Source organism: Dickeya oryzae, from assembly GCF_020406815.2.
In the GTDB taxonomy this organism is placed as follows: domain Bacteria; phylum Pseudomonadota; class Gammaproteobacteria; order Enterobacterales; family Enterobacteriaceae; genus Dickeya; species Dickeya oryzae.
Genome location: NZ_CP162670.1, coordinates 2838759 through 2865007 on the forward strand (window position 1 = coordinate 2838759; position 26249 = coordinate 2865007).

At 52.4% G+C, this 26249-nt stretch carries 20 protein-coding genes; 12 read left to right on the forward strand and 8 right to left on the reverse strand.

Annotated elements, in window-relative coordinates; genetic code table 11:
- Positions 1-85: 85 nt before the first annotated feature.
- On the forward strand, positions 86-1189 hold the full coding sequence (locus LF929_RS12515) for a YcbX family protein (protein ID WP_210176366.1): 1104 nt from the start codon (positions 86-88) through the stop codon (positions 1187-1189).
- A 117-nt stretch (positions 1190-1306) separates the two neighbouring features.
- On the opposite strand, the gene LF929_RS12520 is transcribed toward LF929_RS12515, so the two are convergent.
- Positions 1307-1861, reverse strand: a complete 555-nt coding sequence (locus LF929_RS12520; protein WP_038907640.1) for a cell division protein ZapC — start codon at positions 1859-1861, stop codon at positions 1307-1309.
- Positions 1862-2137: 276 nt separating this feature from the next.
- Positions 2138-3145: a quinone-dependent dihydroorotate dehydrogenase gene (gene pyrD / locus LF929_RS12525; protein WP_226092923.1), complete on the reverse strand. Its 1008-nt coding sequence runs from the start codon at positions 3143-3145 to the stop codon at positions 2138-2140.
- A 259-nt stretch (positions 3146-3404) separates the two neighbouring features.
- On the opposite strand from pyrD, the gene ssuE reads away from it, so the two are divergent.
- Genes ssuE through ssuB form a run of 5 tightly spaced genes read left to right on the forward strand, consistent with a single transcriptional unit; the run spans position 3405 to position 7718 of the window.
- Positions 3405-3959 carry an NADPH-dependent FMN reductase gene (gene ssuE, locus LF929_RS12530; protein ID WP_023640107.1) on the forward strand — a complete coding sequence of 185 codons (555 nt, stop codon included), beginning with the start codon at positions 3405-3407 and terminating at the stop codon, positions 3957-3959.
- A 31-nt stretch (positions 3960-3990) separates the two neighbouring features.
- Positions 3991-4950, forward strand: coding sequence for a sulfonate ABC transporter substrate-binding protein (locus tag LF929_RS12535; RefSeq protein WP_226092924.1), 960 nt, complete (start codon positions 3991-3993; stop codon positions 4948-4950).
- A gap of 31 nt (positions 4951-4981) precedes the next feature.
- Positions 4982-6130 carry an FMNH2-dependent alkanesulfonate monooxygenase gene (gene ssuD / locus LF929_RS12540; RefSeq protein ID WP_226092925.1) on the forward strand — a complete coding sequence of 383 codons (1149 nt, stop codon included), beginning with the start codon at positions 4982-4984 and terminating at the stop codon, positions 6128-6130.
- An 11-nt stretch (positions 6131-6141) separates the two neighbouring features.
- The gene (ssuC, locus tag LF929_RS12545; RefSeq protein ID WP_210174300.1) at positions 6142-6933 is read left to right on the forward strand and encodes an aliphatic sulfonate ABC transporter permease SsuC; all 792 of its coding nucleotides are present in this window, start codon (positions 6142-6144) and stop codon (positions 6931-6933) included.
- Entirely contained in the window at positions 6930-7718 is a 789-nt protein-coding gene (gene ssuB / locus LF929_RS12550; protein ID WP_226092926.1) for an aliphatic sulfonates ABC transporter ATP-binding protein, read from the forward strand. Before ssuC ends, ssuB begins: the two co-directional genes overlap by 4 nt.
- 103 nt (positions 7719-7821) lie before the next feature.
- On the opposite strand, the gene pepN is transcribed toward ssuB, so the two are convergent.
- Positions 7822-10437, reverse strand: coding sequence for an aminopeptidase N (gene pepN, locus LF929_RS12555; protein ID WP_226092927.1), 2616 nt, complete (start codon positions 10435-10437; stop codon positions 7822-7824).
- Positions 10438-11097: 660 nt separating this feature from the next.
- Here pepN and pncB point away from each other — a divergent pair.
- From pncB to LF929_RS12585, 6 genes are all read left to right on the forward strand, one after another.
- Positions 11098-12303 carry a nicotinate phosphoribosyltransferase gene (gene pncB, locus LF929_RS12560; RefSeq protein WP_226092928.1) on the forward strand — a complete coding sequence of 402 codons (1206 nt, stop codon included), beginning with the start codon at positions 11098-11100 and terminating at the stop codon, positions 12301-12303.
- Between the two features lie 186 nt (positions 12304-12489).
- On the forward strand, positions 12490-13890 hold the full coding sequence (gene asnS, locus LF929_RS12565) for an asparagine--tRNA ligase (RefSeq protein ID WP_168365902.1): 1401 nt from the start codon (positions 12490-12492) through the stop codon (positions 13888-13890).
- A gap of 294 nt (positions 13891-14184) precedes the next feature.
- Positions 14185-15288, forward strand: a complete 1104-nt coding sequence (locus LF929_RS12570; protein ID WP_276514376.1) for a porin — start codon at positions 14185-14187, stop codon at positions 15286-15288.
- A 559-nt stretch (positions 15289-15847) separates the two neighbouring features.
- Entirely contained in the window at positions 15848-16969 is a 1122-nt protein-coding gene (locus LF929_RS12575) for a porin (protein ID WP_276514375.1), read from the forward strand.
- Between the two features lie 482 nt (positions 16970-17451).
- A complete protein-coding gene (locus LF929_RS12580) occupies positions 17452-18531 on the forward strand; it encodes a porin (protein WP_226092929.1) in 1080 nt (359 codons plus the stop codon).
- Between the two features lie 192 nt (positions 18532-18723).
- Positions 18724-19914: an amino acid aminotransferase gene (locus LF929_RS12585; protein ID WP_038907623.1), complete on the forward strand. Its 1191-nt coding sequence runs from the start codon at positions 18724-18726 to the stop codon at positions 19912-19914.
- Between the two features lie 98 nt (positions 19915-20012).
- Here the strand turns inward: LF929_RS12585 and LF929_RS12590 are convergent, their stop codons facing one another.
- The 5 genes from LF929_RS12590 to LF929_RS12610 form a co-directional block, all read right to left on the reverse strand.
- Positions 20013-20651, reverse strand: a complete 639-nt coding sequence (locus LF929_RS12590) for an MBL fold metallo-hydrolase (RefSeq protein WP_210174295.1) — start codon at positions 20649-20651, stop codon at positions 20013-20015.
- Positions 20652-20763: 112 nt separating this feature from the next.
- Entirely contained in the window at positions 20764-21312 is a 549-nt protein-coding gene (locus LF929_RS12595) for a YcbK family protein (RefSeq protein ID WP_038903990.1), read from the reverse strand.
- 199 nt (positions 21313-21511) lie between these two features.
- Positions 21512-23215 (reverse strand): L,D-transpeptidase, encoded by a 1704-nt coding sequence (gene ldtD, locus LF929_RS12600; protein WP_038907621.1) that lies wholly within the window; start codon positions 23213-23215, stop codon positions 21512-21514.
- Between the two features lie 340 nt (positions 23216-23555).
- Complete coding sequence (locus tag LF929_RS12605) at positions 23556-25007, reverse strand: protein adenylyltransferase SelO (RefSeq protein ID WP_038907620.1); 1452 nt, start codon at positions 25005-25007, stop codon at positions 23556-23558.
- A gap of 250 nt (positions 25008-25257) precedes the next feature.
- The gene (locus tag LF929_RS12610; protein ID WP_226092930.1) at positions 25258-25992 is read right to left on the reverse strand and encodes an EAL domain-containing protein; all 735 of its coding nucleotides are present in this window, start codon (positions 25990-25992) and stop codon (positions 25258-25260) included.
- Positions 25993-26249 lie beyond the last annotated feature (257 nt).

A 26249-nucleotide genomic window follows, 5' to 3' on the forward strand; every position in this document is an offset into this window, starting at 1 on the left:
CGATAAAGAAAATTGAGGCGCATTATAGCTAATCCCGGCGGCTTGTCATAAAGTTGCCGCTTTACGTCAGCAAGGAACCCTCACCGTGATTGTGTTAAGTCGGCTTTTTGTTCATCCGGTTAAATCCCTGCGTGGTCTGCAATTGTCACAGGCGATGGCCAGCCCCAGCGGCCTGGCGTTTGACCGTATGTTTATGATCACCGAGCCCGATGGCACCTTCATTACTGCCCGTCAGTTTCCACAACTGGTGCTGTTCACGCCAGCGTTGACGCACGAGGGGGTTTTCCTGTCCGCGCCTGATGGGCAGACCCGGCTGGTACGCTTTGACGATTTCGCCCCTGACACCGCGCCGACAGAAGTCTGGGGTAATCATTTTCAGGCCCGGATCGCCCCCGACGCCGTCAATCACTGGCTGAGCGGTTATCTGCAACGACCGGTACAACTCCGCTGGCAAGGGCCGGCGCTGTCACGCCGTGTCAAACGCCACCCGGATATCCCGCTGGGATTTGCCGACGGCTATCCCTTCCTGCTTGTCAACGACGCATCGTTTAACGATGTACGCAACCGTTGCGGTGCCGGTATCCGTATCGAGCAATTCCGCCCTAATCTGGTGGTCAGTGGTGCAGAGGCGTTCGCTGAAGACAGTTGGCAGACCCTGCGCATCGGCGACGTGATGTTTGATGTGGCAAAACCCTGTAGCCGCTGTGTGCTGACCACAGTGAGTCCGGAACGTGGACGCAAGCATCCGGCAGGCGAGCCGCTGGCGACGCTGCAACAATACCGAACAGCGGAAAACGGCGATGTCGATTTTGGCCTCAATCTTATCGCCCGCAATAGCGGCATCATCCGCGCAGGCGACAGCGTCGAGGTGCTGTCGACTAAACCACCCCGTCCTTATGGCGCGGGTGCCGTCACGGAAAGCCTGACGCCGCCACCCAGTGCAGCCAAACCGGTACACATTACCTATCAGGGGACACGTTTTACCGGCAACAACCAGCAAATTCTATTGGAACAGCTGGAACAGCAAGGAATACGCGTTCCCTATTCATGCCGGGCCGGGTTGTGCGGTTGCTGTCGACTGACACTCAACGACGGTGACGTGTCGCCGCTGAAAGCCAGCGCGCAGGGAGAGGACGGAACCATACTGGCATGCAGTTGCATTCCGGCTGGGGACATTACGTTAACCTGATCAATGACGTTAACCTGATCAATGACGTTAACCTGATCAATGACATTAATCTGATCAATAGCGTTAACCTGAAAGGTTATGCATGGCGCGGGGCGACACGCCTCGCGTCGTCAATATTCAACCGGCAAAGGCGTAACGCGCCGATGTTTCGTCGTTTTCTTCCACCGCTGGACTGAGACGGTCGTGCATGATTTTGATGGCATCGCCCAGTTGCATCGCTTTCCCGCTGAGCATCAATTGCCCTTGCGCCAGCACACACAGGCTGGCTTTATCACCGGCCTCTACCACCATGAAATTCGCCGTTTCCGGGCGCTCATTGAGTTGTACGCTAACCTGATCGCCGGTTTGCACCACTACCTGAGCCTGTGGTTGCGCCACGAAATGCCAGCTTTTCGGCATCATCGGTTTCAGGAAACGATTCGCCACCAGCGCGTTCAATATCAGCTCAGCCCGAGCTTCAGCCGATAACGCCAGTGTCTGGCATTTCTCCTGATAAGTGAAAAACAGTGCGGCATCCTCAACACAGAATACGCTGGGCGTAAACGCATCCGGCGTTAGCATTGAAGAAGAGAAACGGGAACGAAATACCATGCCGTTGGCCAGATCAAGCATCAGGCGCGCCTGATCGGTATCGAAATACCAGCGCCAGCTATCATCAGGGGTTAATTTCATCACATTACCTTTATTTATGCCTTACTGATGCCAAAGTCCCGGAAAACAGGCCAGGATGAATAATCGGCCACCAATCAATAAGCAACCGAAATGAATTAACTACAATCAACTTACCTGTAACTCGAATTATTCTGGGTATAGGCTATCTGTTGTCATCGATAGCGTTAAAAATACCCTATCAGGCACGATGATGCTGTATTTTTGCACAAACGAAGAAAATATAGACCAGCGCGGGGGATAAATAAACCCCCAACGCTATATAACGGGAATGAAAAATCAGATGTGGGTAACAATATCTTTAATCAGGCGCGGTCCACGATAAATAAATCCGCTATAAATCTGAACCAGCGTTGCACCAGCCGCTAATTTTTCTCTGGCAGCGACCACAGAATCAATTCCCCCGACGCCAATAATCGGCAATCGGCCCTGCAATTCCTGTGACAGTCGACGAATGACTTCGGTGCTGCGCAGTTGCAACGGTCGACCACTTAATCCCCCCGTTTGCCCACAATGGTTCAGCCCCTGAATCAATTGTCTGTCGAGCGTGGTATTGGTGGCTATCACACCATCGATATTATGGCGCACCAGACTGTCGGCAATTTGGATCAATTCTTCTTCGGAAAGATCCGGCGCAATTTTTACCGCGACCGGCACATATTTTTGATAATGGGCGTGCAGCTCAGCCTGTTTATCTTTTACAGCCTGTAACAAATCATCCAGCGCATCACCATATTGCAGTGTGCGTAGTCCCGGTGTATTGGGAGAGGAAATGTTGATAGCGATATAACCGGCATGAGAATAGACCTTATCCATGCAGATCAGATAATCCTCTTTTCCCTGCTCTACCGGCGTGTCTTTATTTTTGCCGATATTAATGCCCAACACGCCACCAAAACGCGACTGTTTGACATTTTCCACCAGATTATCGACCCCACGGTTATTGAACCCCATGCGGTTGATAAGCCCTTCGGCCTCCACCACCCGAAACAGGCGTGGCTTGTCATTACCCGGTTGCGGACGCGGTGTCACGGTGCCGACTTCGATAAAGCCGAACCCCATCGCGCCGAGCGCATCAATGCACTCGCCATCTTTATCCAGCCCGGCGGCCAGCCCCAGCGGGTTGCGAAACGACAGCCCCATGCAGGTTACCGGCTTGGTAGGGACTGACTGACGAACCAGCCATTCAAACGGGGTGTGGGTGATACGGCGCAACTGATGCAGGGTAAACTCGTGCGCCTGTTCGGGGTCGAGCTGGAATAACGCTTTACGAATGAGGGGATACATGACTTCTCCTGAATTCCCGGTTATAAACCGGGGGCGTATTATCATCCATCAACGGGCGAAAGGGAATTGACCTGAGCTAAAAAACGCCACAACAACGCAATCGTTTTCCTTTCTTGCTGCTGGATTGGAGTTTTTTTATCCGTTTTTTCACTTTTCATTCCACAATAAATCATTTTCCGACCCTCTCCCTCCTCTGCCAGACTAGCCAAACAGTTATTAAATCGTGACAAATGCTAATTTTTAGTTATAAGGAGTCGCTATGCGCGTTATAACGCTGGCAGGAAGTCCCCGCTACCCTTCCCGGTCAACGGCTTTACTACACCACGCTGGAAAATGGCTGGAGGCCAAAGGCGTCGAGGTGTTGCCGTGGCATCTGCATAATTTCCCACCGGAAGACCTGCTCAATGCCCGTTTCGACAGCCCGGCGTTGCAAACCCTGAACGAACAGCTCGCCAGCGCCGAGGGTGTGCTGGTCGCTACCCCAATTTATAAAGCGTCGTTCTCCGGCGCGCTGAAAACCTTGCTGGACCTGCTGCCAGAGCGGGCACTGGAACATAAAGTGGTATTGCCACTGTCTACCGCCGGTTCCGTCGCTCACATGCTGGCGATGGATTACAGCCTCAAGCCAGTGCTAAACGCGCTGAAAGCCCAGGAAATCCTACAAGGCGTATTTGCCGATGACAGCCAGATAAGTCACTACGATCGCACCCCGCATTTCCACGATGTGCTGGAAACGCGTCTGCAAGAAGCGTTGCACCTTTTCTTTCAGGCATTGATTCGCCGTCAGCCTGAACCACTGCGTCAGAGCGCCTGACTCCGGTTTCATCTATAAGGAAGAATGTCACATGCTATCCTCGATTAAGCACGCCGCCTTGACGCTGCTTTTTACCGCCGCTGTTAGCGTATCCGCTTTCGCCCATGCCGACGACGCCCCCGAACAATTGCGCATCGGCTTTCAGAAAGGTTCGGTCAGTCTGGTGCTGGCTAAAACCCACCAGTTGCTGGAAAAGCAATTCCCGCATACCAAAATTAGCTGGATTGAATTTCCCGCCGGGCCGCAAATGCTTGAAGCGCTAAACATCGGCAGCATTGATGTTGGCAGTACCGGTGATATTCCGCCGCTGTTTGCCCAGGCAGCAGGTGCCGATCTGGTTTATATCGGTGTCGAACCGCCGAAACCCAAAGCCGAGGTGATTCTGGTTCGGGACGACAGCCCCATCAAGACCGTCGCTGACCTGAAAGGCCGCAAAGTAGCATTCCAGAAAGGCTCCAGCTCGCATAACCTGTTGCTGCGTAACCTGCAAAAAGCCGGTCTGGCCTTCACCGATATTACGCCCGCCTATCTGACACCGGCAGACGCCCGTGCTGCTTTCCAGCAAGGCAACGTCGATGCCTGGACTATCTGGGATCCCTACTATTCGGCAGCGCTGTTGCAAGGGGGTGTTCGCGTTCTGGCCGATGGTACTGACCTGAACCTGACCGGGTCGTTCTATCTGGCCTCACGCCATTATGCCGACCAATACGGTCCGTTCCTGCAACAGGTGCTCAACACCCTGACCCAGGCCGATGCCCTGACCATCAGCCAGCGGGCGCAAAGCGTCACGCTACTGGCGAATGCCATGGGGCTACCGGAAGCTGTCATCAGCACCTATTTCGATCACCGGCCTATTACGGTGATTAAGCCGGTGGATGAACACACCTTGCAGGCACAGCAGCACACCGCTGATCTGTTTTACGAAAACCATCTGATCCCCACCCGACTGGATGTCGCCAGCCGCATCTGGCACGCGCCGGTCACCCCCTAATTCTCAGCACGATTGCATGGAGACGATACGAATGAGTCTGAATATTTTCTGGTTTCTGCCTACTCACGGTGACGGCCGCTATTTTGGCCGCGGCGAAAATGCCCGCCCGGTTGATTACAGTTACCTGCAACAGATAGCCCAGGCAGCGGATCGCCTGGGATTCGGCGGCGTGCTGATCCCTACCGGACGCTCCTGTGAAGACTCCTGGCTGGTGGCATCGTCACTGATCCCGATCACCCAGCGTTTGCGTTTTCTGGTGGCGTTACGACCGGGAATTATCTCGCCAACGTTGGCCGCGCGTCAGGCCGCCACGCTGGACAGGCTGTCCAACGGCCGGGCGTTGTTTAATCTGGTGACCGGCGGTGACCCGGAAGAACTGGCCGCTGAAGGCTTGTTCCTTGATCATGAACAGCGCTATGAGGCTTCGGCCGAATTTACCCGCATCTGGCGGCGGGTACTGGAAGGGGAAACCGTCGATTACGACGGCAAGCACATTCAGGTCAAAGGCGCCAAACTGCACTACCCACCGGTACAACAGCCACGCCCGCCGCTGTATTTCGGCGGTTCATCCGATGCGGCGCTGGATCTGGCAGCCGAACAGGTAGAGCTTTACCTCACCTGGGGCGAGCCTCCCGAGCAGGTGAAAGAAAAGATCGAACGTGTGCGGGCCAAAGCCGCGGCACAAGGGCGTAGCGTACGGTTCGGCATCCGCCTGCACGTGATTGTACGTGAAACCAATGAAGAGGCGTGGCAGGCCGCCAATCGGCTGATCTCCCGGCTGGATGACGACACCATCGCCGAAGCGCAGGCATCGCTGAAACGTTTTGACTCCGTGGGCCAGCAACGCATGGTGGCGTTACATGGCGGTCGCCGTGACAAGCTGGAAATCAGCCCCAATTTGTGGGCCGGCATCGGTCTGGTGCGTGGCGGTGCGGGGACGGCGTTGGTCGGCGACCCACAGACGGTGGCGCAGCGCATCCAGGAATATGCCGATTTGGGTATCGATACCTTTGTGTTGTCAGGCTACCCGCATCTGGAAGAGGCCTATCGCGTAGGCGAATTGCTGTTCCCGCATCTGGATGTCGCGGTACCCGAGGTGCCACAACCACAGCCGCTGCGCTCACAGGGTGAAATTGTCGGCAACGAGTTCGTCCCGCTGCTCAAAGCGGCGCAAAGCTAAGGAGCGAGCCGATGCTGAGGATCCTGACACCGATCACCACACGCCTGACGCCCTGGTTGCTGCCGTTACTGCTGGTGGTGCTCTGGCAACTCGCTTCCAGCGCAGGCTGGCTTTCCACCCGCATTCTGCCGTCACCGCAGGCAATCACCCATACCTTCTGGCGACTTATCCGCAGTGGTGAACTGTGGCAGCACCTTAGCATCAGCACCTGGCGTGCGCTAACCGGGTTTGCCATCGGCGGCACGCTGGGGCTGGTGTTGGGGTTTATTACCGGGTTATCCCGCACGGGTGAGCGCCTGCTGGATACATCCATGCAAATGCTGCGCAATGTGCCGCATCTGGCGCTGATCCCGCTGGTGATCCTGTGGTTTGGTATTGATGAGAGCGCCAAGATTTTTCTGGTGGCGCTCGGCACTCTGTTCCCCATTTACCTCAACACCTACCACGGCATCCGCACCATCGACAGCGGCTTGCTGGAAATGGCGCGCAGTTACGGGTTATCGGGCTTTCGGCTGTTTCGCGAAGTAGTACTACCCGGCGCGCTACCGTCGATCATGGTCGGTGTGCGCTTTTCGCTCGGCTTGATGTGGCTGACGCTGATCGTGGCAGAAACGATATCTGCCAGTTCCGGCATCGGTTATCTGGCGATGAACGCGCGCGAGTTCCTGCAAACCGATGTGGTGGTGGTAGCCATTATTCTGTACGCCCTGCTGGGTAAACTGGCGGATATCATCGCCCTGACACTGGAGCGCCTCTGGCTACGCTGGCACCCCAGTTGGCAACAAACGGAGGAACACGCATGACATTCACCCCTACGCCACCCGCACGCCTGAACGTCGGTACGCCACTGTTGATTAGCGGTGTGACCAAACGCTATGGCCAGCGCACCATCTTAAATGACGTGCATCTGCATATTCCGTCCGGTCAGTTCGTGGCGGTAGTCGGTCGCAGCGGCTGCGGTAAAAGTACCCTGCTGCGACTGCTGGCCGGTCTGGAACACGCCAGCCAGGGTGAACTGTTGGCCGGTCGTGCCCCGCTACATCAGGCACGCGATGATATCCGGTTGATGTTTCAGGAAGCCCGCCTGCTGCCATGGAAACGGGTGATCGACAATGTCGGGTTAGGGTTGCGCGGTGACTGGCGTCCTGACGCGCATCAGGCACTGGAGGCTGTCGGATTATCGACACGGGCCGCTGACTGGCCAACGGCACTCTCCGGTGGACAAAAGCAGCGAGTGGCACTGGCGCGGGCGTTAATCCATCATCCCGGCCTGTTATTGCTGGACGAACCACTGGGCGCACTCGACGCGCTGACCCGTATCGAGATGCAAGGGCTGATTGAATCATTGTGGCTACAACAAGGGTTCACCGTGGTGCTGGTGACGCATGACGTCAGTGAGGCGGTAAGCCTTGCCGACCGGGTTATCCTGATAGAAGAGGGTCACGTCGGGCTGGATATCATGGTTGACCTGCCACGCCCACGCCGTCGCGGCTCCGCCCGGCTGGCAGAGCTGGAAGCGCAAGTGCTGGAGCGAATTTTAGCACCTGCTGCTCGCGAGCCCCTCTACCCTTCACAGGCGCACGCCTGACACGTGTATCCACTCAGTGTGTAAAAAAACCACCGTCTGCGAGCAGCGGTGGTTTTTTATTACCGTTATTCTATCAGGCAGATGCCGTCAGGATAGGGCGGTATTACGCTTCCAGCGCTTTAGTTATCTTCTCAAACAGGTCACCGGAGAGGTTTTCCAGCCCTTTGAGGGTTTCCAGCGCCTGACGCATCAGCGCCTGACGCGCGGCATCGTAGCGTTTAAGACGAATCAGCGGTTCAATCAAACGTGACGCCACCTGCGGGTTACGGGTGTTCAGTTCGGTGAGCATCTCGGTCAGGAACTGATAGCCACTGCCGTCTTGGGCGTGGAACGCCGACGGGTTACCCGCACAGAACGATCCTATCAGCGAGCGCAGTCGGTTCGGGTTATTCAGGCTGAAGGAGCGGTGGTTAAGCAAGTCACGAACGCGATGTAGCACGTCACTGGCCGGGCTGCTGGCTTGCAGAACAAACCATTTGTCCATCACCAGGCCATCCTGATGCCAGCGTTCGTCAAACGCCACCAGCAAACCGTCCCGGCACGGCAACTGCGCCGCTACCGAGGCTGCCATCGCCGCCAGCGAATCCGTCATGTTGTCCGCCTGCGCAAACTGCGCCGCCACCAGTTTGTCGGCCTGTTCTCTCTCGGCAAACGCCAGATAGTGCAAGCACAGGTTACGCAGGGCGCGTTTACCCATGTCCTGTTGATCAACACGATAAGAAGGCAGTTTATTGGCGCGATATACCGCCAGCAATTCGTCCGCCATTTCCTGCGCCAGCGTCTGTGTCAGTGACTGACGCACCGCGGCGATAGCTTCCGGGTCGATAACCTCAAACAGTTCCGCCATTTCGTTTTCGCTCGGCAACGACAGAATCTGCGAAGCCAGCATCGGATCCAGACCATCATCGAGCAATACACCACGGAAGGCGTCTACCACATGCATCGGTAACGATAGCGGTTGTTTTTGCTGATGGCGCGCTACATTCAGGCGAATATAGTTCGCCAGCAGGCTCTGGGCGGCATCCCAACGGGAAAAGGCATTGCTGGCATGACGCATCAGGAACGTCAGTTGTTCATCACTCCACGGATAGTTCAGTTTGACCGGCGCGGAGAATTCACGCAGCAACGACGGTACCGGCTGACAAGGAACCTCATCAAACACGAACGTTTGCTCGGCTTCGGTGACGTTGAGTACCGAACCCAGTTTCTGGCCTTTCTGACGCAGCGGAATAACCTTCCCTTCGCTATCGTACAGTTCGATATCCAGCGGGATATGCAGTGGCAGTTTGGCTTGCTTGTCGGCACCAACCGGCGTCATCTGGCTGACATGCAGGTGGTACTGGTGAGTTGCCGCGTCATAGTCGTCACGTACCGTCACGACCGGCGTACCGGACTGACTATACCAGCGACGGAATTGGGACAGATCGACGCTGGAAGCGTCCTCCATCGCCTGTACAAAGTCATCACAGGTTGCCGCGCTGCCGTCATGACGATCAAAATAGAGCCGCATCCCCGCCTGGAATTTCTCTTCGCCCAGCAGCGTGTGCATCATACGAATCACTTCTGACCCTTTTTCATACACCGTCAGGGTATAGAAGTTATTCATTTCGATAACCTGATCCGGGCGGATCGGGTGGGACATCGGGCTGGCATCTTCCGCAAACTGTGCGCCACGCATCACCCGCACGTTATCGATACGGTTAGCCGGGCGGGACCCCACGTCAGAACTGAACTCCTGATCACGGAACACCGTCAGCCCTTCTTTCAGGCTAAGCTGGAACCAGTCGCGGCAGGTCACACGGTTACCGGTCCAGTTGTGGAAATACTCGTGCGCTATCACCGCCTCGATACCGAGGTAGTCCTTGTCGGTGGCGGTTTCGGCTTTGGCCAACACATACTTGGAGTTGAAAATGTTCAACCCTTTGTTTTCCATTGCCCCCATGTTGAAGAAGTCCACTGCCACGATCATATAAATGTCGAGGTCGTATTCCAGCCCAAAACGGGTTTCATCCCACTTCATGGCATTCTTCAGCGAGGTCATCGCCCAGTCAGCCCGATCGAGGTTGCCGCGATCGACAAACAGTTCCAGCGCGACGTCACGGCCGGAACGGGTGACAAAGGTGTCGCGCAGCACATCGAAATCACCGGCAACCAGCGCAAACAGATAGCAGGGTTTCGGGAACGGATCTTGCCATTCCACCCAGTGACGCCCGTTATCCGCTTCGCCCTGCCCAACCCGGTTACCATTGGAAAGCAGGTACGGGTAACGCGCTTTATCGGCAGTGATGCGAGTGGTGAAACGCGCCAGAACATCCGGCCGGTCGAGATAATAGGTAATGTGGCGGAACCCTTCGGCCTCACACTGCGTACACAGCGCATCACCGGACTGATACAACCCTTCCAGCGCACTGTTCGCCGCTGGGTTAATCTCTGTTTCAATCCGCAGGGTGAATTTTTCCGGCGCACCGGCCAGTTCCAGGCCGTCATCCAGTAAACGATATGCCTGCCAGTCTTGCCCATCGACCTGGATACTCAGCAAGGTTAACCCTTCACCATTCAGTTTTAGCGCCGCGCCCTTTTCTCCCTGCAACACGACCTGACTGACGGCCACCACCCGGGTCTTTTGCGGATGCAGATCAAAATCCAGTGCAATGTCGGTAATGGTGTAGTCCGGCGCACGGTAATCGTGCCGGTATTTGACTTGTGGTTGTTGACTCATGACTGATTACCTTAATGACAGCAGTAATAGTGGCGGTAAGACGTGTTCCGGCGGCCCATCCGCGTCCTTGTTCATGAAGCACGTTATTCACGAAGCATGCTATTTACAAAGCCTGTTATCGCTGAAGAACGGTTTTATGCTGCGGGCACACCAGATGTTATCGGATGTCCATCATCCGTAACATTCGCCAGGCGACGACTCCGTCCTTTATATATTCACACAGTAAACAAGGTTAAACAGCGAACCCGGTACAATGTCTCTCTGTGGGCTCTCAGGCCACCACATGATCGTCGGGTTACGCGGTTTATTCCGTTTACTTTATGCGCAGTTCCGTTATTCAACAGGCTGTTACGTCTATTAAAGGGGAGTGACTGACGGAATGCAAACTTTCCTGTCACCCCCTACTGAATGCAGTGACGACAGGATTTTTCGGGTAAAATTGTTTAGTATAAAAAACATTATAATTCAATCACTCATGGTAAACAGGGCGTAAAAACAGCTACTTTTTTGTCACAATCGCACGATTGAATCTCGCCTTCATCCTCCCAATATGATGTGATAAGCCCGATTGAACAGACAGCATGCTCTCGCTGCCGATGACCATGACAGTCACTTGCATTAGCTTGTAAATTGTATTAAACGAGGATGCGGTAACGCATTATGACTTTACACACAGCCCCGATACTAACCTCATTGCTGGATACCGACGCCTACAAACTGCATATGCAGCAGGCAGTGTTCCACCACTACCACGATGTGCATGTGGCGGCGGAATTTCGCTGTCGCGGTGATGAACTGTTAGGTCACTACGCGGATGAGATTCGGGCACAAGTGGAGGCCATGAGCCACTTGTCGTTGCATGACGATGAGTACGCTTACCTCTCCTCGCTGCCATTTTTCAACACCGACTACCTCGACTGGCTGAAGACATTCCGCTTCAACCCGTCGCAGATCCAGGTTCGCAACCATCAAGGTAAACTGGATATTCGTATCACCGGACCGTGGCGCGACGTCATTTTGTGGGAAGTCCCGCTACTGGCCGTCATCAGCGAAGTGGTTCACCGTGCCCGGACACCGGGCGGGCATATCGATGCCGCACTCAACCAGTTGCACCATACGCTGGCGAGTTTCCGCCAGCACAGTGCCGATGTTGATCTTAGCCGCTTTAAGCTGATGGATTTCGGTACCCGTCGCCGTTTCTCTCGTGAAGTTCAGTACCAGATCGTACGCACCCTGAAAGCACAATTTCCTTACCTGATCGGCACCAGCAATTATGACCTGGCGCGTCGCCTGCAACTGACGCCAGTCGGCACCCAGGCGCACGAATGGTTCCAGGCGCATCAGCAAATCAGTCAGACCCTGGCGAATAGCCAGCGGGCGGCACTGGATGCCTGGCTGTTGGAATATCCCGACCAACTCGGCATCGCACTCACCGATTGCATCACCATGGATGCGTTCCTGCGCGACTTTGATCGTTCATTCGCCCGCCGTTATCAGGGATTGCGCCATGACTCTGGCGACCCGATTGAATGGGGTGAAAAAGCCATCGCCCATTACCATGCGCTGGATATCGACCCGATGGAGAAAACGCTGGTGTTTTCCGATAATCTCAATCTGGAAAAAGCACTGCATCTCTATCGCCACTTTGGGCAACGCATCAACGTCGTCTTTGGTATCGGCACCCGTCTGACCTGCGATATTCCGGGGGTGAAACCGCTGAATATCGTCATCAAACTGGTGGAGTGCAACGGCAAACCGGTGGCCAAGCTGTCGGACAGCCCGGGAAAAACCATTTGTCAGGATCAGGCCTTTGTCAGTGCACTGCGTAAAGCCTTTGATCTGCCCCGTGTGAAAAAAGCCTCCTGAGTCGTACACCACCTGTACGACTGACTACTCTTTAAGCCAGTAACACCGGAATCGCATAAAACTTGCCACGTTCCGGTGATTTCTGCTTGTGTCCTGCCCGACGACAAGTAACATAACGAAACGCCCGTATTCGGGTAGTAAACTATTACATTTCACCCATTAAATTTCACCAATAGAGAGAATGTTATGAGCGTAGTGCCTGTAGTCGACGTACTGCAAGGCCGTGTCGCCGTTGACAGTGACGTCACCGTGCGCGGCTGGGTACGTACCCGGAGAGACTCTAAAGCCGGTATTTCCTTTATTGCCGTCTATGACGGTTCCTGCTTTGATTCGCTACAGGCTGTCGTCAATAATAATCTTGCTAATTATCAGAGCGACATCTTGCGCCTGACGACGGGCTGTTCGGTAGAAGTCACCGGCAAGGTGGTGGAATCTCCGGGTGAAGGCCAAAGCTTCGAACTGCAGGCCACGGAACTCAAGGTCGTCGGCTGGGTGGAAGACCCGGATACGTACCCGATGGCGGCTAAGCGCCACAGTATCGAATATCTGCGTGAGGTCGCGCACTTACGCCCGCGCACCAACCTGATCGGTGCCGTCGCCCGTGTGCGTCACACGCTGGCGCAGGCTATCCATCGCTTCTTTCATCAGAACGGTTTCTATTGGGTATCTACGCCTATCATTACCGCTTCCGATACCGAAGGTGCAGGTGAAATGTTCCGGGTTTCCACACTGGACCTGGAAAACCTGCCGCGTGACGATCAGGGAAAAGTCGATTTCAGCGAAGACTTCTTCGGTAAGGAAGCGTTCCTGACCGTATCCGGCCAGCTTAACGGCGAAACCTACGCCTGCGCCCTGTCTAAAATCTATACCTTCGGGCCGACCTTCCGTGCGGAAAATTCCAATACCAGCCGCCACCTGGCAGAGTTTTGGATGATTGAACCGGAAGTCGCTTTCGCGACATTGGATGACGTTGCTGCGCTGGCGGAAAACTTGCTGAAATTTGTGTTCAAGGCCGTACTGGAAGAACGCGCTGACGACATGAAATTCTTCGCGGAACGCGTAGATAAAGATGCCATCAGCCGTCTGGAGCGTTTTGTCACCTCTGATTTCGCCCAGGTGGATTACACCGATGCCATCACGATTCTGGAAAACTGCGGGCAGACGTTCGAGAACCCGGTGTCCTGGGGTATCGATCTCTCCTCTGAGCACGAACGCTATCTGGCAGAGAAACACTTCCAGGCTCCGGTGGTGGTGAAGAACTACCCGAAAGACATCAAAGCCTTTTATATGCGCATGAACAGCGACGGTAAAACCGTGGCGGCGATGGACGTACTGGCACCGGGTATCGGCGAGATTATCGGCGGTTCACAACGTGAAGAGCGTCTGGATCAACTGGATATCCGTCTGGAAGAGATGGGTCTCAGTAAAGAAGACTACTGGTGGTATCGCGATTTACGTCGTTACGGCACCATCCCGCATTCGGGTTTTGGTCTCGGTTTTGAACGTTTGATAGCGTATGTAACCGGTGTACAAAATGTGCGCGATGTCATTCCATTCCCACGTACGCCGCGTAACGCCACGTTCTAAGCAAAAAATAACATAAGAAAAACAGATATATGTAACAAGAAAGAGCACCTGAGACGGTGCTCTTTTTTTTGTTTTAGAGATAGCTCACAAAGTTCCGCAATTTTTACAAATTGAAATACATATTTTCCAATGGTTACGCCATTTGTGAATTTGTATCATTTTAACGGTAGATTAACGCGCGGGCGAATGGAAAACTGCGTGCAGACACAGGAAGACAACTGCATTTGCAATAAAGTTCCGTTAAGTTTTTTTTACTGTGATGCAGATGTCTGAATAACACCAATGAGGGTAATAATGATGAAGCGCAATATTCTTGCAGTGGTAATCCCTGCGCTGTTGGCTGCTGGTGCCGCTAACGCAGCTGAAGTATACAACAAAGACGGCAACAAACTGGACCTGAACGGTAAAATTGACGGTCTGCATTACTTCTCCAAAGACAGCGGCAACAGCGGCGATCAGTCCTATGCACGTCTGGGCTTCACTGGTGAAACCAAGATCAACAGCGATCTGACTGGTTACGGTCGTTTTGAATACCAGTTCAATGCTAACCGCACAGAAGAAAAAGAAACAACAAATGGCATCGCTTCGGGTAAAACCCGTTATGCCTATGCCGGCCTGAAATTTGGTGATTTCGGTTCTATCGATTACGGTCGTAACCGCGCTGTCGGCTATGACGGTATCTCTTACACCGACGTACTGCCGGAATTCGGCGGTGACCAGGGTTATACTGATAACCTGACCGGTCGTAACGCTGGCGTTGCTACTTACCGCAACAAAAACTTCTTCGGCCTGGTTGATGGCTGGGATTTCGCACTGGGTTACCAGAGCGCTCATAGCGACTCTACCAGTGTATCAAAACAAACTGGCGCTGGCTGGGCAATCTCTTCCAGCTATACCGCACCGTTTGGTGTAGGTGTGATCGGTTCCTATACCGAAGCAAATCGTACCCAGACTCAAATGGCTGACGGCCAGGGTAAAAAAGCTGAAGCCTGGGCGACTGGTCTGAAATATGATGCAAACAGCGTCTATGTTGCCGCTACTTATGGCGAATACCATAACCTGAGCTACACCGGAAAAAATACGTTTGTTACCAACCCTGTAACCAATGCAACCCAGCAGGAAGCACTTGATACCACCAAAGTGTTTGAAGCTGTTGCTCAGTATAACTTCGACTTCGGCTTGACCCCATCTGTCGGTTATGTTTCAGCGAAAGCGAAAGATGACAAAAATGCTACTAACGACTACATCACCAAGTACGTTAGCCTGGGCCTGACCTACGCGTTCAACAAAAACTTCTCGACTTATACTGAGTACGATATCAACCTGCTCAAAAGCGATAACGCCTATGGTCTGGGCACCAACGACACCGTTGCTGTCGGTGTGGTTTACCAGTTCTAATCTAGTCGTTATCAGTTAACTGACGCTGTCGTAAACTGACACGCTATAAAATGCCGATCACATTTTGATCGGCATTTTTATTTTCACAAAGTCGCGCATCTCAGTAGTGATATTTTTTTTGATCATCCTGATTAAAATACAACCACGAAATACTAAATCGCAAAAATGATAGCACTGCGCAGCATACGCAGTATTTATGACAAAAAAACACATTCACCATGAAGAAATCATGTCATTTATGCGGTTTTTTTCTTACAAAGAAAAGTCATAACCTTATGATAAAGAAGTGAATAATAAAGAAGATAAGGATAAAAACTGCTTATATCTGAAGAATTAGACAAAATCAGAGTGTGACACATCTCTTATTTTACATTTTGAAACAAATTAAAACATAGTGTTTCATAAACCAGTAATTAGTAGCGTTTATGGAGTGGATAATCATCATTGTGAATGAAACACTGCGTTTGGACACATAGACACCGCCATAATGCAGAAGTTCAGTTCGGATTGTTCTGCAAAAATGAGTGGGCGTGAACCAACACAATGAGGGTTATTTATAATGATGAACCGTAATATTCTGGCAGTGGTAATCCCGGCACTGTTGGCTGCAGGTGCCGCCAACGCAGCAGAAATCTACAATAAAGACGGCAACAAGTTGAACCTGACTGGTAAACTTGACGGCCTGCACTACTTCTCCAAAGACAACACAGGTAGCAACAGTGGTGACCAAAGTTATGCCCGCTTGGGTTTCCTGGGTGAAACCAAAATCAACAGCGATCTGACTGGTTACGGCCGTTTTGAATATCAGTTCAACGCTAGCCGTACTGAAGAGAAAGAAAGCTCGAATAACAGTGCTGCAGGCCAGACTCGTTACGCTTATGCCGGCCTGAAATTTGGTGATTTCGGTTCTATCGATTACGGTCGTAACCGCAACGTGTCTTACGACGGTATCTCTTATACCGACGTACTGCCGGAATGGGGTGGTGACTCTTCTTATACCGATGGTTTCACTGGTCGTAGCGCAGGTGTGGCTAACTACCGCAACAAAAACTTCTTCGGTCTGGTTGACGGCCTGAACTTTGGCCTGAGCTACCAGTCTGCTCACTCTGATTCCAGCAGTATCAGAAAAGACACTGGTGCAGGCTACGCTCTGTCTACTTCCTACACGTCTCCGATTGGTGTCGGTATTATTGGTTCTTACGGTCATGCTAACCGTACAATTACTCAAACCAATGATGGTCACGGTGCTGATGCAGAAATGTGGGCAACTGGCCTGAAATATGATGCTAACAACATCTATGTGGCTGCTACCTATGGTGAATACAGTAATATGACCTACGGTAACAGTTATAAATTTGCTATTAGCGGTGTTTCTCAGCACACTGGCGCTGCATTTGACAAGACCAAAGTATTTGAAGCTGTTGCACAGTACGCGTTTGACTTCGGTCTGAAACCGTCTATCGCCTATGTATCCGCTAAAGCAGAAGATAACACTGCAGGTTCTCAGTTCGCTAATACCAGCGGCTACCTGGACAAGTACGTCAGCTTGGGTCTGACCTACTCCTTCAACAAAAACTTCTCGACTTACACCGAGTATGACATCAACCTGTTGAAAGACGACAATATCTACAAACAAGCAACCAACGACCGCGTTGCTGTAGGTGTGGTTTACCAGTTCTAATCCAGCTTCACTTCTCTGAAGTGATGTTGCGTAAAGCCGGGGATAATGCCCCGGCTTTTTCTTATCAGGTATCCTTTGCTTAGCAAGCGAATTACTTTCTGACTCCTACCCTGTGAAAAATTAAGTGTCCTCCACTCGTGACATTCCACAGTGATACTCACGCCTGTTGATGCACACCACTGACGTCAGTCTTGAAAATCACATCTAAAATTAATAAAACCACCACAAAGCAAAGAACAGGCAACCCCTTGTTTATACTAGGTAAAAAAAGAAATAAAAATGAAATATAATAATTTTATTCGGATAAAAACATAATATTTCACCCCTACCACTCTCGTATCACATTCAGTCTGGTTCCCTCCCTTCGCAGATGTGAGACTGCTGCCGAAAAAAACAAAAAACTAACAATACTCCAGCGGCATCTCTTTGCTGTCCGGCAGAAATGCGGCGGCGCACATTAACGGGTTATGAGGGTAAGAGTGATGAAACATCTGATAGCGATGTCAGCGGTATCGGTATGCTTGTTTTCCGGCGGACTGGCCAGCGCGGCTGAAGTGTATAATAACCAGGGTAATAAACTCGATCTGTATGGCAAGGTGCGAGCAGGTTATTACTTTGGCGATAAGACTAACAGTTTCAAAGGGAATGGTGATTCGACGTATGCACGGTTGGGAATAAAAGGCGAGACGCAGATAAACCAGGATATTACTGGTTACGGCAATTATGAATACCACTTTGATGCCAGTAAAGCGGAAGATACCAACGCGGTAAATGGGAAAACCCGTTATGCGTATGCGGGTTTGAAATTTCGTCAATTCGGCAGTATCGACTACGGCAGGAATAAAGGCATCGCTTACGACGGCTTATCCTATACCGATGTATTACCGGAGTTTGGCGGTGACCAAGGCTATACCGACAGTATTACTGGTCGTACTGCTGGTGTTGCGACCTATCGCAACAAGAATTTCTTTGGCCTGGTCGACGGGTGGGATATCGGTTTGCAGTATCAGTCTGCTCACACGGATTCCAGCAACCCCGCCCTCCAGGTCGGTAATGGTGTGGGCGTATCATCCGCGTATACCTCCCCCAGTGGTCTGGGGGTTATCGCCTCTTACGAAACAGTTAATCGTACAACGGCACAACGCGCAACCAATGAGGGCGACAAGGCCGATGCCTGGGCTGCTGGAATGAAATACGATGCTAACAGCGCCTATCTCGCGGTGATGTATGGCCTATTCCACAACCTGACCTTCATCGGTACGTCCACCACCGCCTTTGCCGATAAAACCAGAATCTTTGAAGCGGTCGCGCAGTATCACTTTGATATGGGACTGACGCCATCTTTAGCTTATATCGCAGCCAGGGCATACGATGAAACCGGCATCGGGCAAGGTACCAGCGGATACATTACCCGCTACGTCAGTTTAGGGGTGAATTACACCTTCAATAAGAACATGGTGATGAATGTCGCTTATCTGCGCAACCTGATTAGCAACACCAATAATCCGTTTGCCAGAAAGACCGATGACACCCTGTTCACCGGTCTGGTATATCAGTTCTGACAACCCGCACGATTCCCGATACACACGATAACGACAGTGTATACGCTGCCTTTGTCATGAGTATCGGGAAAAAATCCCGACTGCCCCATCGCTCTCATTATTTCCGTTTCTTTTGATGCAAACGGTTGGCAAAGCCGAACGCTGGCGTTAACCTGCTATTTCTGTTTATTCTCTGTCATGGATTACTTCGCAATGTTTGAAAAAATCTCTGCCGCACCTGCTGACCCGATTCTGGGGTTGGCCGATTTGTTTCGTGCTGACGAACGCCCCCACAAAATCAACCTGGGGATTGGGGTCTACAAAGACGAAACCGGCAAGACACCTGTACTCACCAGCGTAAAAAAAGCAGAGCAGTTACTGCTGGAAACAGAAACCACCAAAAACTACCTGAGTATTGATGGCATCCCGGAATTCGCCCGCTGCACTCAGGAGCTGTTATTTGGTAAGCAGAGTGACATCATTGCGAATAAACGTGCACGCACCGCACAGACGCCGGGCGGCACCGGTGGTTTACGCGTGGCGGCAGACTTCATTGCCAACCAGACCAGCGCCAGGCGCATTTGGGTGAGTAACCCTAGCTGGCCGAACCACAAAAACGTTTTTGCAGCTGTCGGCCTCGAAGTCTGTGATTACACCTACTACGATGCAGCTAACCACAAGCTGGATTTTGACGGCATGCTGACCAGCCTGAGCGCAGCCCAGGCGGGCGATGTCGTTCTGTTCCATGGCTGCTGCCACAACCCCACTGGTATCGATCCGACGAAAGAACAGTGGGAACAACTGGCTGTACTGGCACAAGAGAAAGGCTGGCTACCGCTGTTTGACTTCGCCTATCAGGGCTTTGCTCGCGGTCTTGAGGAAGATGCCGAAGGCCTGCGTATTTTTGCCGCCAGACATCAAGAGCTGATTGTCGCCAGCTCCTATTCCAAGAACTTTGGCCTCTACAACGAACGTGTCGGCGCTTGCACGATTGTGGCGGCTGATGCCGCTATTGCCGATACGGCATTCAGTCAGGTCAAAGCGTGCATTCGTGCCAACTACTCTAACCCGCCGTCACACGGTGCGGCGGTGGTCGCGACCGTGTTGTCTAACGAATCGCTGCGTAACATCTGGGAACAGGAATTAACGGCAATGCGTGAACGCATCCAGCGCATGCGTCACCTGTTTGTCAGCACATTGCAGGAAAAAGGAGCGAATCAGGACTTCTCCTTTATTATCAACCAGAATGGCATGTTCTCCTTCAGTGGTCTCAATAAAGACCAGGTGCTGCGTCTGCGTAACGAATTCGGTATTTACGCCGTGAACTCAGGCCGTATCAACGTAGCCGGTATGACGCCAGAAAACATGGCTCCGCTGTGCGAAGCCATCGTCGCCGTACTGTAAACAGCCTGCCATCGCCCTTTTGTTAGCTGGGCGCACGCAATGACAAAAAAGCCAGCACACTGCTGGCTTTTCTATTGGTAGGGTAGATAACGCGGTTATTACTCGGTATCACGCACAAATGGATTGGTACGGCGCTCTTCACCAAAGGTAGACATGGGACCATGCCCTGGGATAAACGCGATATCATCCCCCAAAGGGAACAACTTAGTGCGGATAGAGGCTATCAACGCCTGATGGTTCCCCTGAGGGAAATCGCTACGCCCTACGCCGCCTCGAAAAATGACATCCCCCACCTGAGCAAAACGTGCCTGCTTATCGACAAACACCACATGACCTGGCGTATGCCCAGGGCAATGCAACACCGATAATACGGACTCACCCACAGTAACGGTATCACCGTCTTCCAGCCAGCGGGCTGGCGTTAACGCAGAGCAATCACTCAAACCGAACATGCGGCTCTGCGCGGGCAACCCATCAAGCCAGAAAGCGTCTTCACGCTGAGGGCCAACGATAGGTGCCTGAAAGTATTCGGACAACGCGGCGGCCGCTCCGACATGATCCAGATGACCATGCGTCAGCAGAATCTGGGTTACCGTCACTCCGGTCTGCGCCACGACGTGTTTGATTTTGTCTGCTTCGCCACCAGGATCAACAATAGCGGCCTGCAACGTTTTCTCACACCACAGCAGGGTGCAATTTTGGCTGAAGGCCGTAACAGGAATAATTTGGTACTTCATACCGCTCCGTTTCTACTCGACATCCTTATTCAGGGAATAAAACCACCGATATTACCCGGCTGGCACCTGCATTTATGCTATCAGGTACTAATACTACCAGCAGGTACCCATACTACCAGGTACGAACAGCGCCGGTATCGATGTGCACAAAATTGCTCTGCGGGTAGTACCCTACACCACCGGCGCGCATTTTCAGCGCCGCTTTTCGGATATTCGCCAGTTGGACACCTTCAATATGGAAATCCATGGCTTTTCCCTGGGTGTGGTAGCTCTGTTTCGCCACGCCCTTACTGTGCGACCGTAAATCTTCATTGGTGCTGTAAGAACGGTAACCCGAGATCAGCTGTACCGGCTTGGTCGTACCTAACATGACCTGCAGGCGGTATAGCTGATCAAACAGCGCGGGGTCGATAGTTTTCACTTTATTGGCCCGATAATCACGGAAAAAATGATTCAACCGGGATAACTCTGCTTTGTTATAACGCCGACCGTCGAAAAACTCGACCTTAATGCGTTCACCGGTGTTGATATTGTTCAGCGTGAGAATGCGTGGGCGCGAGGTGGAAAGCGAGGCCAGCGCCTGGCCCGGTAACAGCGCCATCCCTAACGCCGCGCCGCCGATCGCCAGCCATTTGCGTCGATGATTATCAATGTATTCCATAAAGATTGCGTACCCTGGGCTAAAAGATGCGAAGCGAAAAACAACAAGCGAAAACGGTGTATAAATGTACCGCTTTGCACCTTAACTGCCAGTGCGTGGCCCGTCAACCCGCTTTACCCAGATGCTGACGCCCACGTTCACCGGCTTTCACTGCGCTACCCCGCCGCCGTCATTCAGGAATTGCCCGAATTACGGATAGTTACTGTAATAATAATCCCACTTTAGACAAAGCCAGTGCGCCGGTTTTCACCGTGTCATCATAATTGTAAATATCTGTGCGGAACTGGGGCTTGCCATCGTCAGCCACCCAGGCGGTGAGATAGTAAAAGTTCACCGGTATCCGCTGACGCACAGCCACGTAAGTCGTGTTTCCCTGCTCCAGGGTTGATGAAATACGGGCATTGTTCCAGCCAGCATCCTGTAATAACAATGCCGCCAGTTCAGACGCCTTGTTAACACGCACACACCCGGAACTCAGCGCCCGAATATCTTTCTGGAATAGCGCATGGTTAGGCGTGTCATGCAAATAGATAGAATCCGTATTGGGCATATTAAATTTATAGCGCCCCAGCGAATTGCTGTCGCCCGGTGCCTGACGCAGACGATAAGGGAAGTTGCTGGCTGACATCATCGGCCAGTCAATCATTGACGGGTCGATAGGCTGGGCGCTTTCGGTCCAGTCCGACAAAACTGTATAACCGTGGCGCTGCAGATACCCTGGGTCCTGAATCACTTTGGGAATGATATCCTGACGCGTCAGCGTGGTAGGGACGTTCCACGGCGGGTTCATCACCACATTACTCAGTGAACTGCTCATCAGCGGCGTCTTGCGTTTAGGCTGGCCGACGATCACTCTGGACGACAATATCTCCGCCCCATGCTGATAATAGATAAGTGAGTAGTTAGGGATATTGACCATAATACCGCTGTTCACATTATCCGGTACCAGCCGTAGCCGCTGGATGTTCAATGCCAGCAGCGTCGCGCGCATCTGCGATGACACATTGAGCCAGTCACGGGTGCGCTTGCCAATGACACCATCGTCCTGCAACCCTTGTGAATGCTGGAAACGTTTTACCGCCTCGACAAGCTCGCCGTCATAACGCAACGGGGATGCATTGCCTGACGAGGCATCATTAAACAGCGGCATCGCCGCACTACTCTTGCTGAGCATGCCAGTGCGCAACAGAATTTCTCTCAGTACCGGTAACTCGTTACTTTCATCACCGGGGCGCAACGAATCTGCCAGCATCAGCTTCGGCCAGGGGCGTTTATCCATCAGCATGTCTTTCAGTGCCACATGCATTTTCGCATACTGAGAATGATGAGGCACCAGTGACGCAATAAACGCGGCCCCATTACCTGACATCATCGCCTGCTGCCATTGTTCAATCATCGTTGTCGAGGGTAGCGCCAGTTTGTAAGGCACACTGCCGTATAGCCAGTTGTTGCCATTTCTCTCTACCCCGGCAACAAATTGCATATACCCCAGCATGGCATCAGACAGCACCACGTCACGGGCAAAACCGTTCAGTTTCGGATCGGTTAACCAGCTCACCCAGGTGGTAAACTGTGGCTGTACACCGGACAGCGCCACCTCCGCCAGTTGTTGCTGGAAGGCTTTAACCGCCTGCGTGTCGCCCCACAGTGGCCGCCGATGCTGGCGCGAATAGAGTGCAGTCAGCTCGTTCAGGTAGTGAGGGGAAATACCAGCGGGCAAGCCTGCCGTGATAGAGGCATCATGTTGGGAGGTGTGATTTGGGCTCGCCACTGACGCCGCCACATTACCGGACACCGTCGGTGACGCCGCCTGAACGGAAAACGCAGTCAATACGCTACCCAACCAAATCGAACCGGCTACTCGCAAAAGCCGTCTTTGCGTATTTCGTTTGACTACCAACATCCATTTATCCCCTGTACTTAAAATGACACGGCTTTTATGACACCGTTTTTTAGCCACTGGCGTTGTTGCTGTCAGCCAGGATGGTTTCACATCCGCGTTATCATCACACCGACTCTCGGTTACCATACACGACGGTCATGCATCAACACCTTGACCACGTCGTTACCTTGACCGCGTCGTTGAACCGGCATCAGGAAAAACAATAGCATTCAGCTTTGGCTTACATTGATTTTACGGCGTGTCATAGGAAATAACGAGTCCCCTGTCCCCGTAATTTCCATCATCATACAGTCAGTTATCGTGTTTTTCTTCACTCGTGTTGCATACCGTCAAAACGCCTCTAGCTGGAGCAGGATATTTCCAAATGCTTGCCCCAGTCTGGCGGTAATGCGGCCAGGTCGGCCTTATCGGGCTGCTCGGCATACGGTTGTTGCAGCGCCTGGTGCAGACGGGCAAGCGCACTGACATCCTCTTTTTCTGCCTGGTCAATCGCCTGTTGGGCCAGATAATTACGCAAAATATAACGCGGATTAGCCTGTTTCATCCGCTGCTGACGCTCGGTATCATCCGCACTTTCCAACATCAGCCGTTGACGATAGGCACTGAACCACCCATCAAATGCCGCCAGGTCGATAAAGACATCGCGCAGCGGGGAGTGGCTGCTGTGCCGTTCCGTTTCCGATAACAGGCGGAAAATATGCGTATAATCCGCCCGCTCCCGCTTCATCAGTTGCAACAAGCCGATCAGCAGATCATTATCCTGCGCCTGCGGCGTATCAAACCCCAGTTTAGCGCGCATCAGCTCACCGAATCGCTGCATCAATGCAGGCTCATACCCCTCCAGCGCCTGTTGCAACCGCTCTACGGGCATCAGCCCTGACAGTGACTGCGCCAGACGATGGAGGTTCCATAACGCCACCGCGGGTTGGTTATCGAAGGCGTAGCGTCCCTGATGATCCGAATGATTACAGATATAATCGGGTTGGTAGTCGTCCATAAACCCGAACGGGCCATAGTCGATAGTCAACCCGAGAATGGACATGTTGTCAGTATTCATCACACCGTGAGCGAACCCAACCGCCTGCCAGTGTGCAATCAGCCTCGCCGTTCGCTCCACCACATCACTGAACCACAGATAATAGCGATCAGCGTCCTGTTGCCACTGTGACCAGTGACAGGCAATGACGTAATCGGCCAACTGGCGGACTTGCTCAGGTTCACGTCGGTAATAGAAATGTTCGAAATGCCCGAAACGGACATGGCTATCCGCCACCCGCAATAGCATCGCCCCGCGCTCTTCCTGCTCACGCCGCACCGGATGATCACTGCTGACGATGGTTAACGCGCGCGTGGTGGGAATACCGAGGTGGTGTAACGCTTCCGATGCCAGAAACTCGCGCACAACAGAACGCAAAACAGCCCGTCCGTCACCCATACGCGAATACGGGGTCAACCCGGCACCTTTGAGATGCCAGTCCTGCGTGCGGCCATCTGCCAGTTGCTGTTGTCCAAGGAGGATGCCACGCCCGTCACCCAGTTGTCCGGCCCAGACACCGAATTGATGGCCGCTGTACACCTGAGCCAACGGAGCCATACCGGGCAATTGCCGCTCGCCACTCCAGATACGCTGATTATCGCCTTCAAACCAGTCGGCAGATAACCCGAGTTCCTGAGCAAGGGGCGCGTTGTGATACAACAACCGCGCGCCATGCAGAGGCGTCGGCGTCAGCTCGGTATAATATCCGGGCAGTTGCTGGTGGTAGTGATTATTGAACGGCAGGTCATGTGGCATAACTTCCCCCTTTTTCATCAGTGTAGAACTGCAACGGGGGAATTAACACGGAGTAACTACAGGGCTATTAGCCGACAGGGACATACCGACAGAAACGTTACATCGAATAGGAACATACAAGCGGGTGCATCATATAACCGGGGCCGACATAGCCATGACAGATGCCACACCGCACTGGGTGCGACATCCCCTATGGCTAGTAAACGACCGGGATAGCAATCAAAGGATAGTCGTAAACCGAGGATAGCGGTCAACCGTAACAGGCTACCGGCATCACTACATTATCCAGTGCATCTGGCGACACAGAAGGCCATAACTGCCCCTGAACGGCGTGAACATTCAGTTCAAGCGCCTTCTCAAAACCCGCGACATTATCCACCCCTTTTGCTACCACCTTTAGCGAGGGGCATTGTTTTCTCATTGCCAGCAACATAGGGTTAATAATAGACACACAAACAGGGCGCGTTAATAATTTATTAGTAAATGCCGTATCCATTTTCACACTGGAAATGACACCATCATAAAAGGGTTTCATATTCATTTTGCCGGAACCAAAGTCATCCAGCCATAAATGGAACGACTGACTTAATTTCATCAGCAAAGGATTATCCCGTCCGGATGATATATCGGGAAAATTTTCATTAATTTCAAGTTGCAGGAAAGGCAGCGCGCGAAATTCTCGTCCCAGTAACGTATCCTCAATCAGAAACTCCGTCAGCGTGTGGTCGATTTTTAGCACCACGGCAACCCGATGATGGATAAACCAAGGTGATTTCTCTTTGAGGATCGCGAGTTGCTCTGTGAGTAACGTCTGCTTTTGGCGGCGATTCAACACCCCCAGTAAAATCTCCTGGGGAACAGAGAACCCGCCTGATTCGTTCTGGAACCGCCCGCTCATCTCCAGTGCCAGTAACTGTGAGTCCAGGTGATAGACAGGAGAAAAGTGGTACTGACTGACATAGTCAACTGCAAGCTGGATACGCATAGTGTTATAGCCAGAGTTAAAAGATGAACCCGCCGTAACGAGCAGTCAGACAAGATGAGCATTGCCTGACCTGATCCTATTCGCTGCTATCACTCCAGAAGCATTAAAGATTATTAACAATAATATTCAAGACGGGTCGATAACATTACGTTTAATCACGAATCCATGCCTCAACACCCGTAAGAAAATATGATAAATAATCCTCGTCCTTTTCACGCGAATACCATTTTGGTTACTGCCAAAACCGATGTTAATTT

Bases quoted from the DNA above. Each gene is read 5' to 3' on its own strand.
- LF929_RS12520 (WP_038907640.1), bottom strand. From the start codon at position 1,861: ATGAAATTAACCCCTGATGATAGCTGGCGCTGGTATTTCGATACCGAT.
- pyrD (WP_226092923.1), bottom strand. From the start codon at position 3,145: ATGTATCCCCTCATTCGTAAAGCGTTATTCCAGCTCGACCCCGAACAG.
- ssuE (WP_023640107.1), top strand. From the start codon at position 3,405: ATGCGCGTTATAACGCTGGCAGGAAGTCCCCGCTACCCTTCCCGGTCA.
- LF929_RS12535 (WP_226092924.1), top strand. From the start codon at position 3,991: ATGCTATCCTCGATTAAGCACGCCGCCTTGACGCTGCTTTTTACCGCC.
- ssuD (WP_226092925.1), top strand. From the start codon at position 4,982: ATGAGTCTGAATATTTTCTGGTTTCTGCCTACTCACGGTGACGGCCGC.
- ssuC (WP_210174300.1), top strand. From the start codon at position 6,142: ATGCTGAGGATCCTGACACCGATCACCACACGCCTGACGCCCTGGTTG.
- ssuB (WP_226092926.1), top strand. From the start codon at position 6,930: ATGACATTCACCCCTACGCCACCCGCACGCCTGAACGTCGGTACGCCA.
- pepN (WP_226092927.1), bottom strand. From the start codon at position 10,437: ATGAGTCAACAACCACAAGTCAAATACCGGCACGATTACCGTGCGCCG.
- pncB (WP_226092928.1), top strand. From the start codon at position 11,098: ATGACTTTACACACAGCCCCGATACTAACCTCATTGCTGGATACCGAC.
- asnS (WP_168365902.1), top strand. From the start codon at position 12,490: ATGAGCGTAGTGCCTGTAGTCGACGTACTGCAAGGCCGTGTCGCCGTT.
- LF929_RS12570 (WP_276514376.1), top strand. From the start codon at position 14,185: ATGATGAAGCGCAATATTCTTGCAGTGGTAATCCCTGCGCTGTTGGCT.
- LF929_RS12575 (WP_276514375.1), top strand. From the start codon at position 15,848: ATGATGAACCGTAATATTCTGGCAGTGGTAATCCCGGCACTGTTGGCT.
- LF929_RS12580 (WP_226092929.1), top strand. From the start codon at position 17,452: ATGAAACATCTGATAGCGATGTCAGCGGTATCGGTATGCTTGTTTTCC.
- LF929_RS12585 (WP_038907623.1), top strand. From the start codon at position 18,724: ATGTTTGAAAAAATCTCTGCCGCACCTGCTGACCCGATTCTGGGGTTG.
- LF929_RS12590 (WP_210174295.1), bottom strand. From the start codon at position 20,651: ATGAAGTACCAAATTATTCCTGTTACGGCCTTCAGCCAAAATTGCACC.
- LF929_RS12595 (WP_038903990.1), bottom strand. From the start codon at position 21,312: ATGGAATACATTGATAATCATCGACGCAAATGGCTGGCGATCGGCGGC.
- ldtD (WP_038907621.1), bottom strand. From the start codon at position 23,215: ATGTTGGTAGTCAAACGAAATACGCAAAGACGGCTTTTGCGAGTAGCC.
- LF929_RS12605 (WP_038907620.1), bottom strand. From the start codon at position 25,007: ATGCCACATGACCTGCCGTTCAATAATCACTACCACCAGCAACTGCCC.
- LF929_RS12610 (WP_226092930.1), bottom strand. From the start codon at position 25,992: ATGCGTATCCAGCTTGCAGTTGACTATGTCAGTCAGTACCACTTTTCT.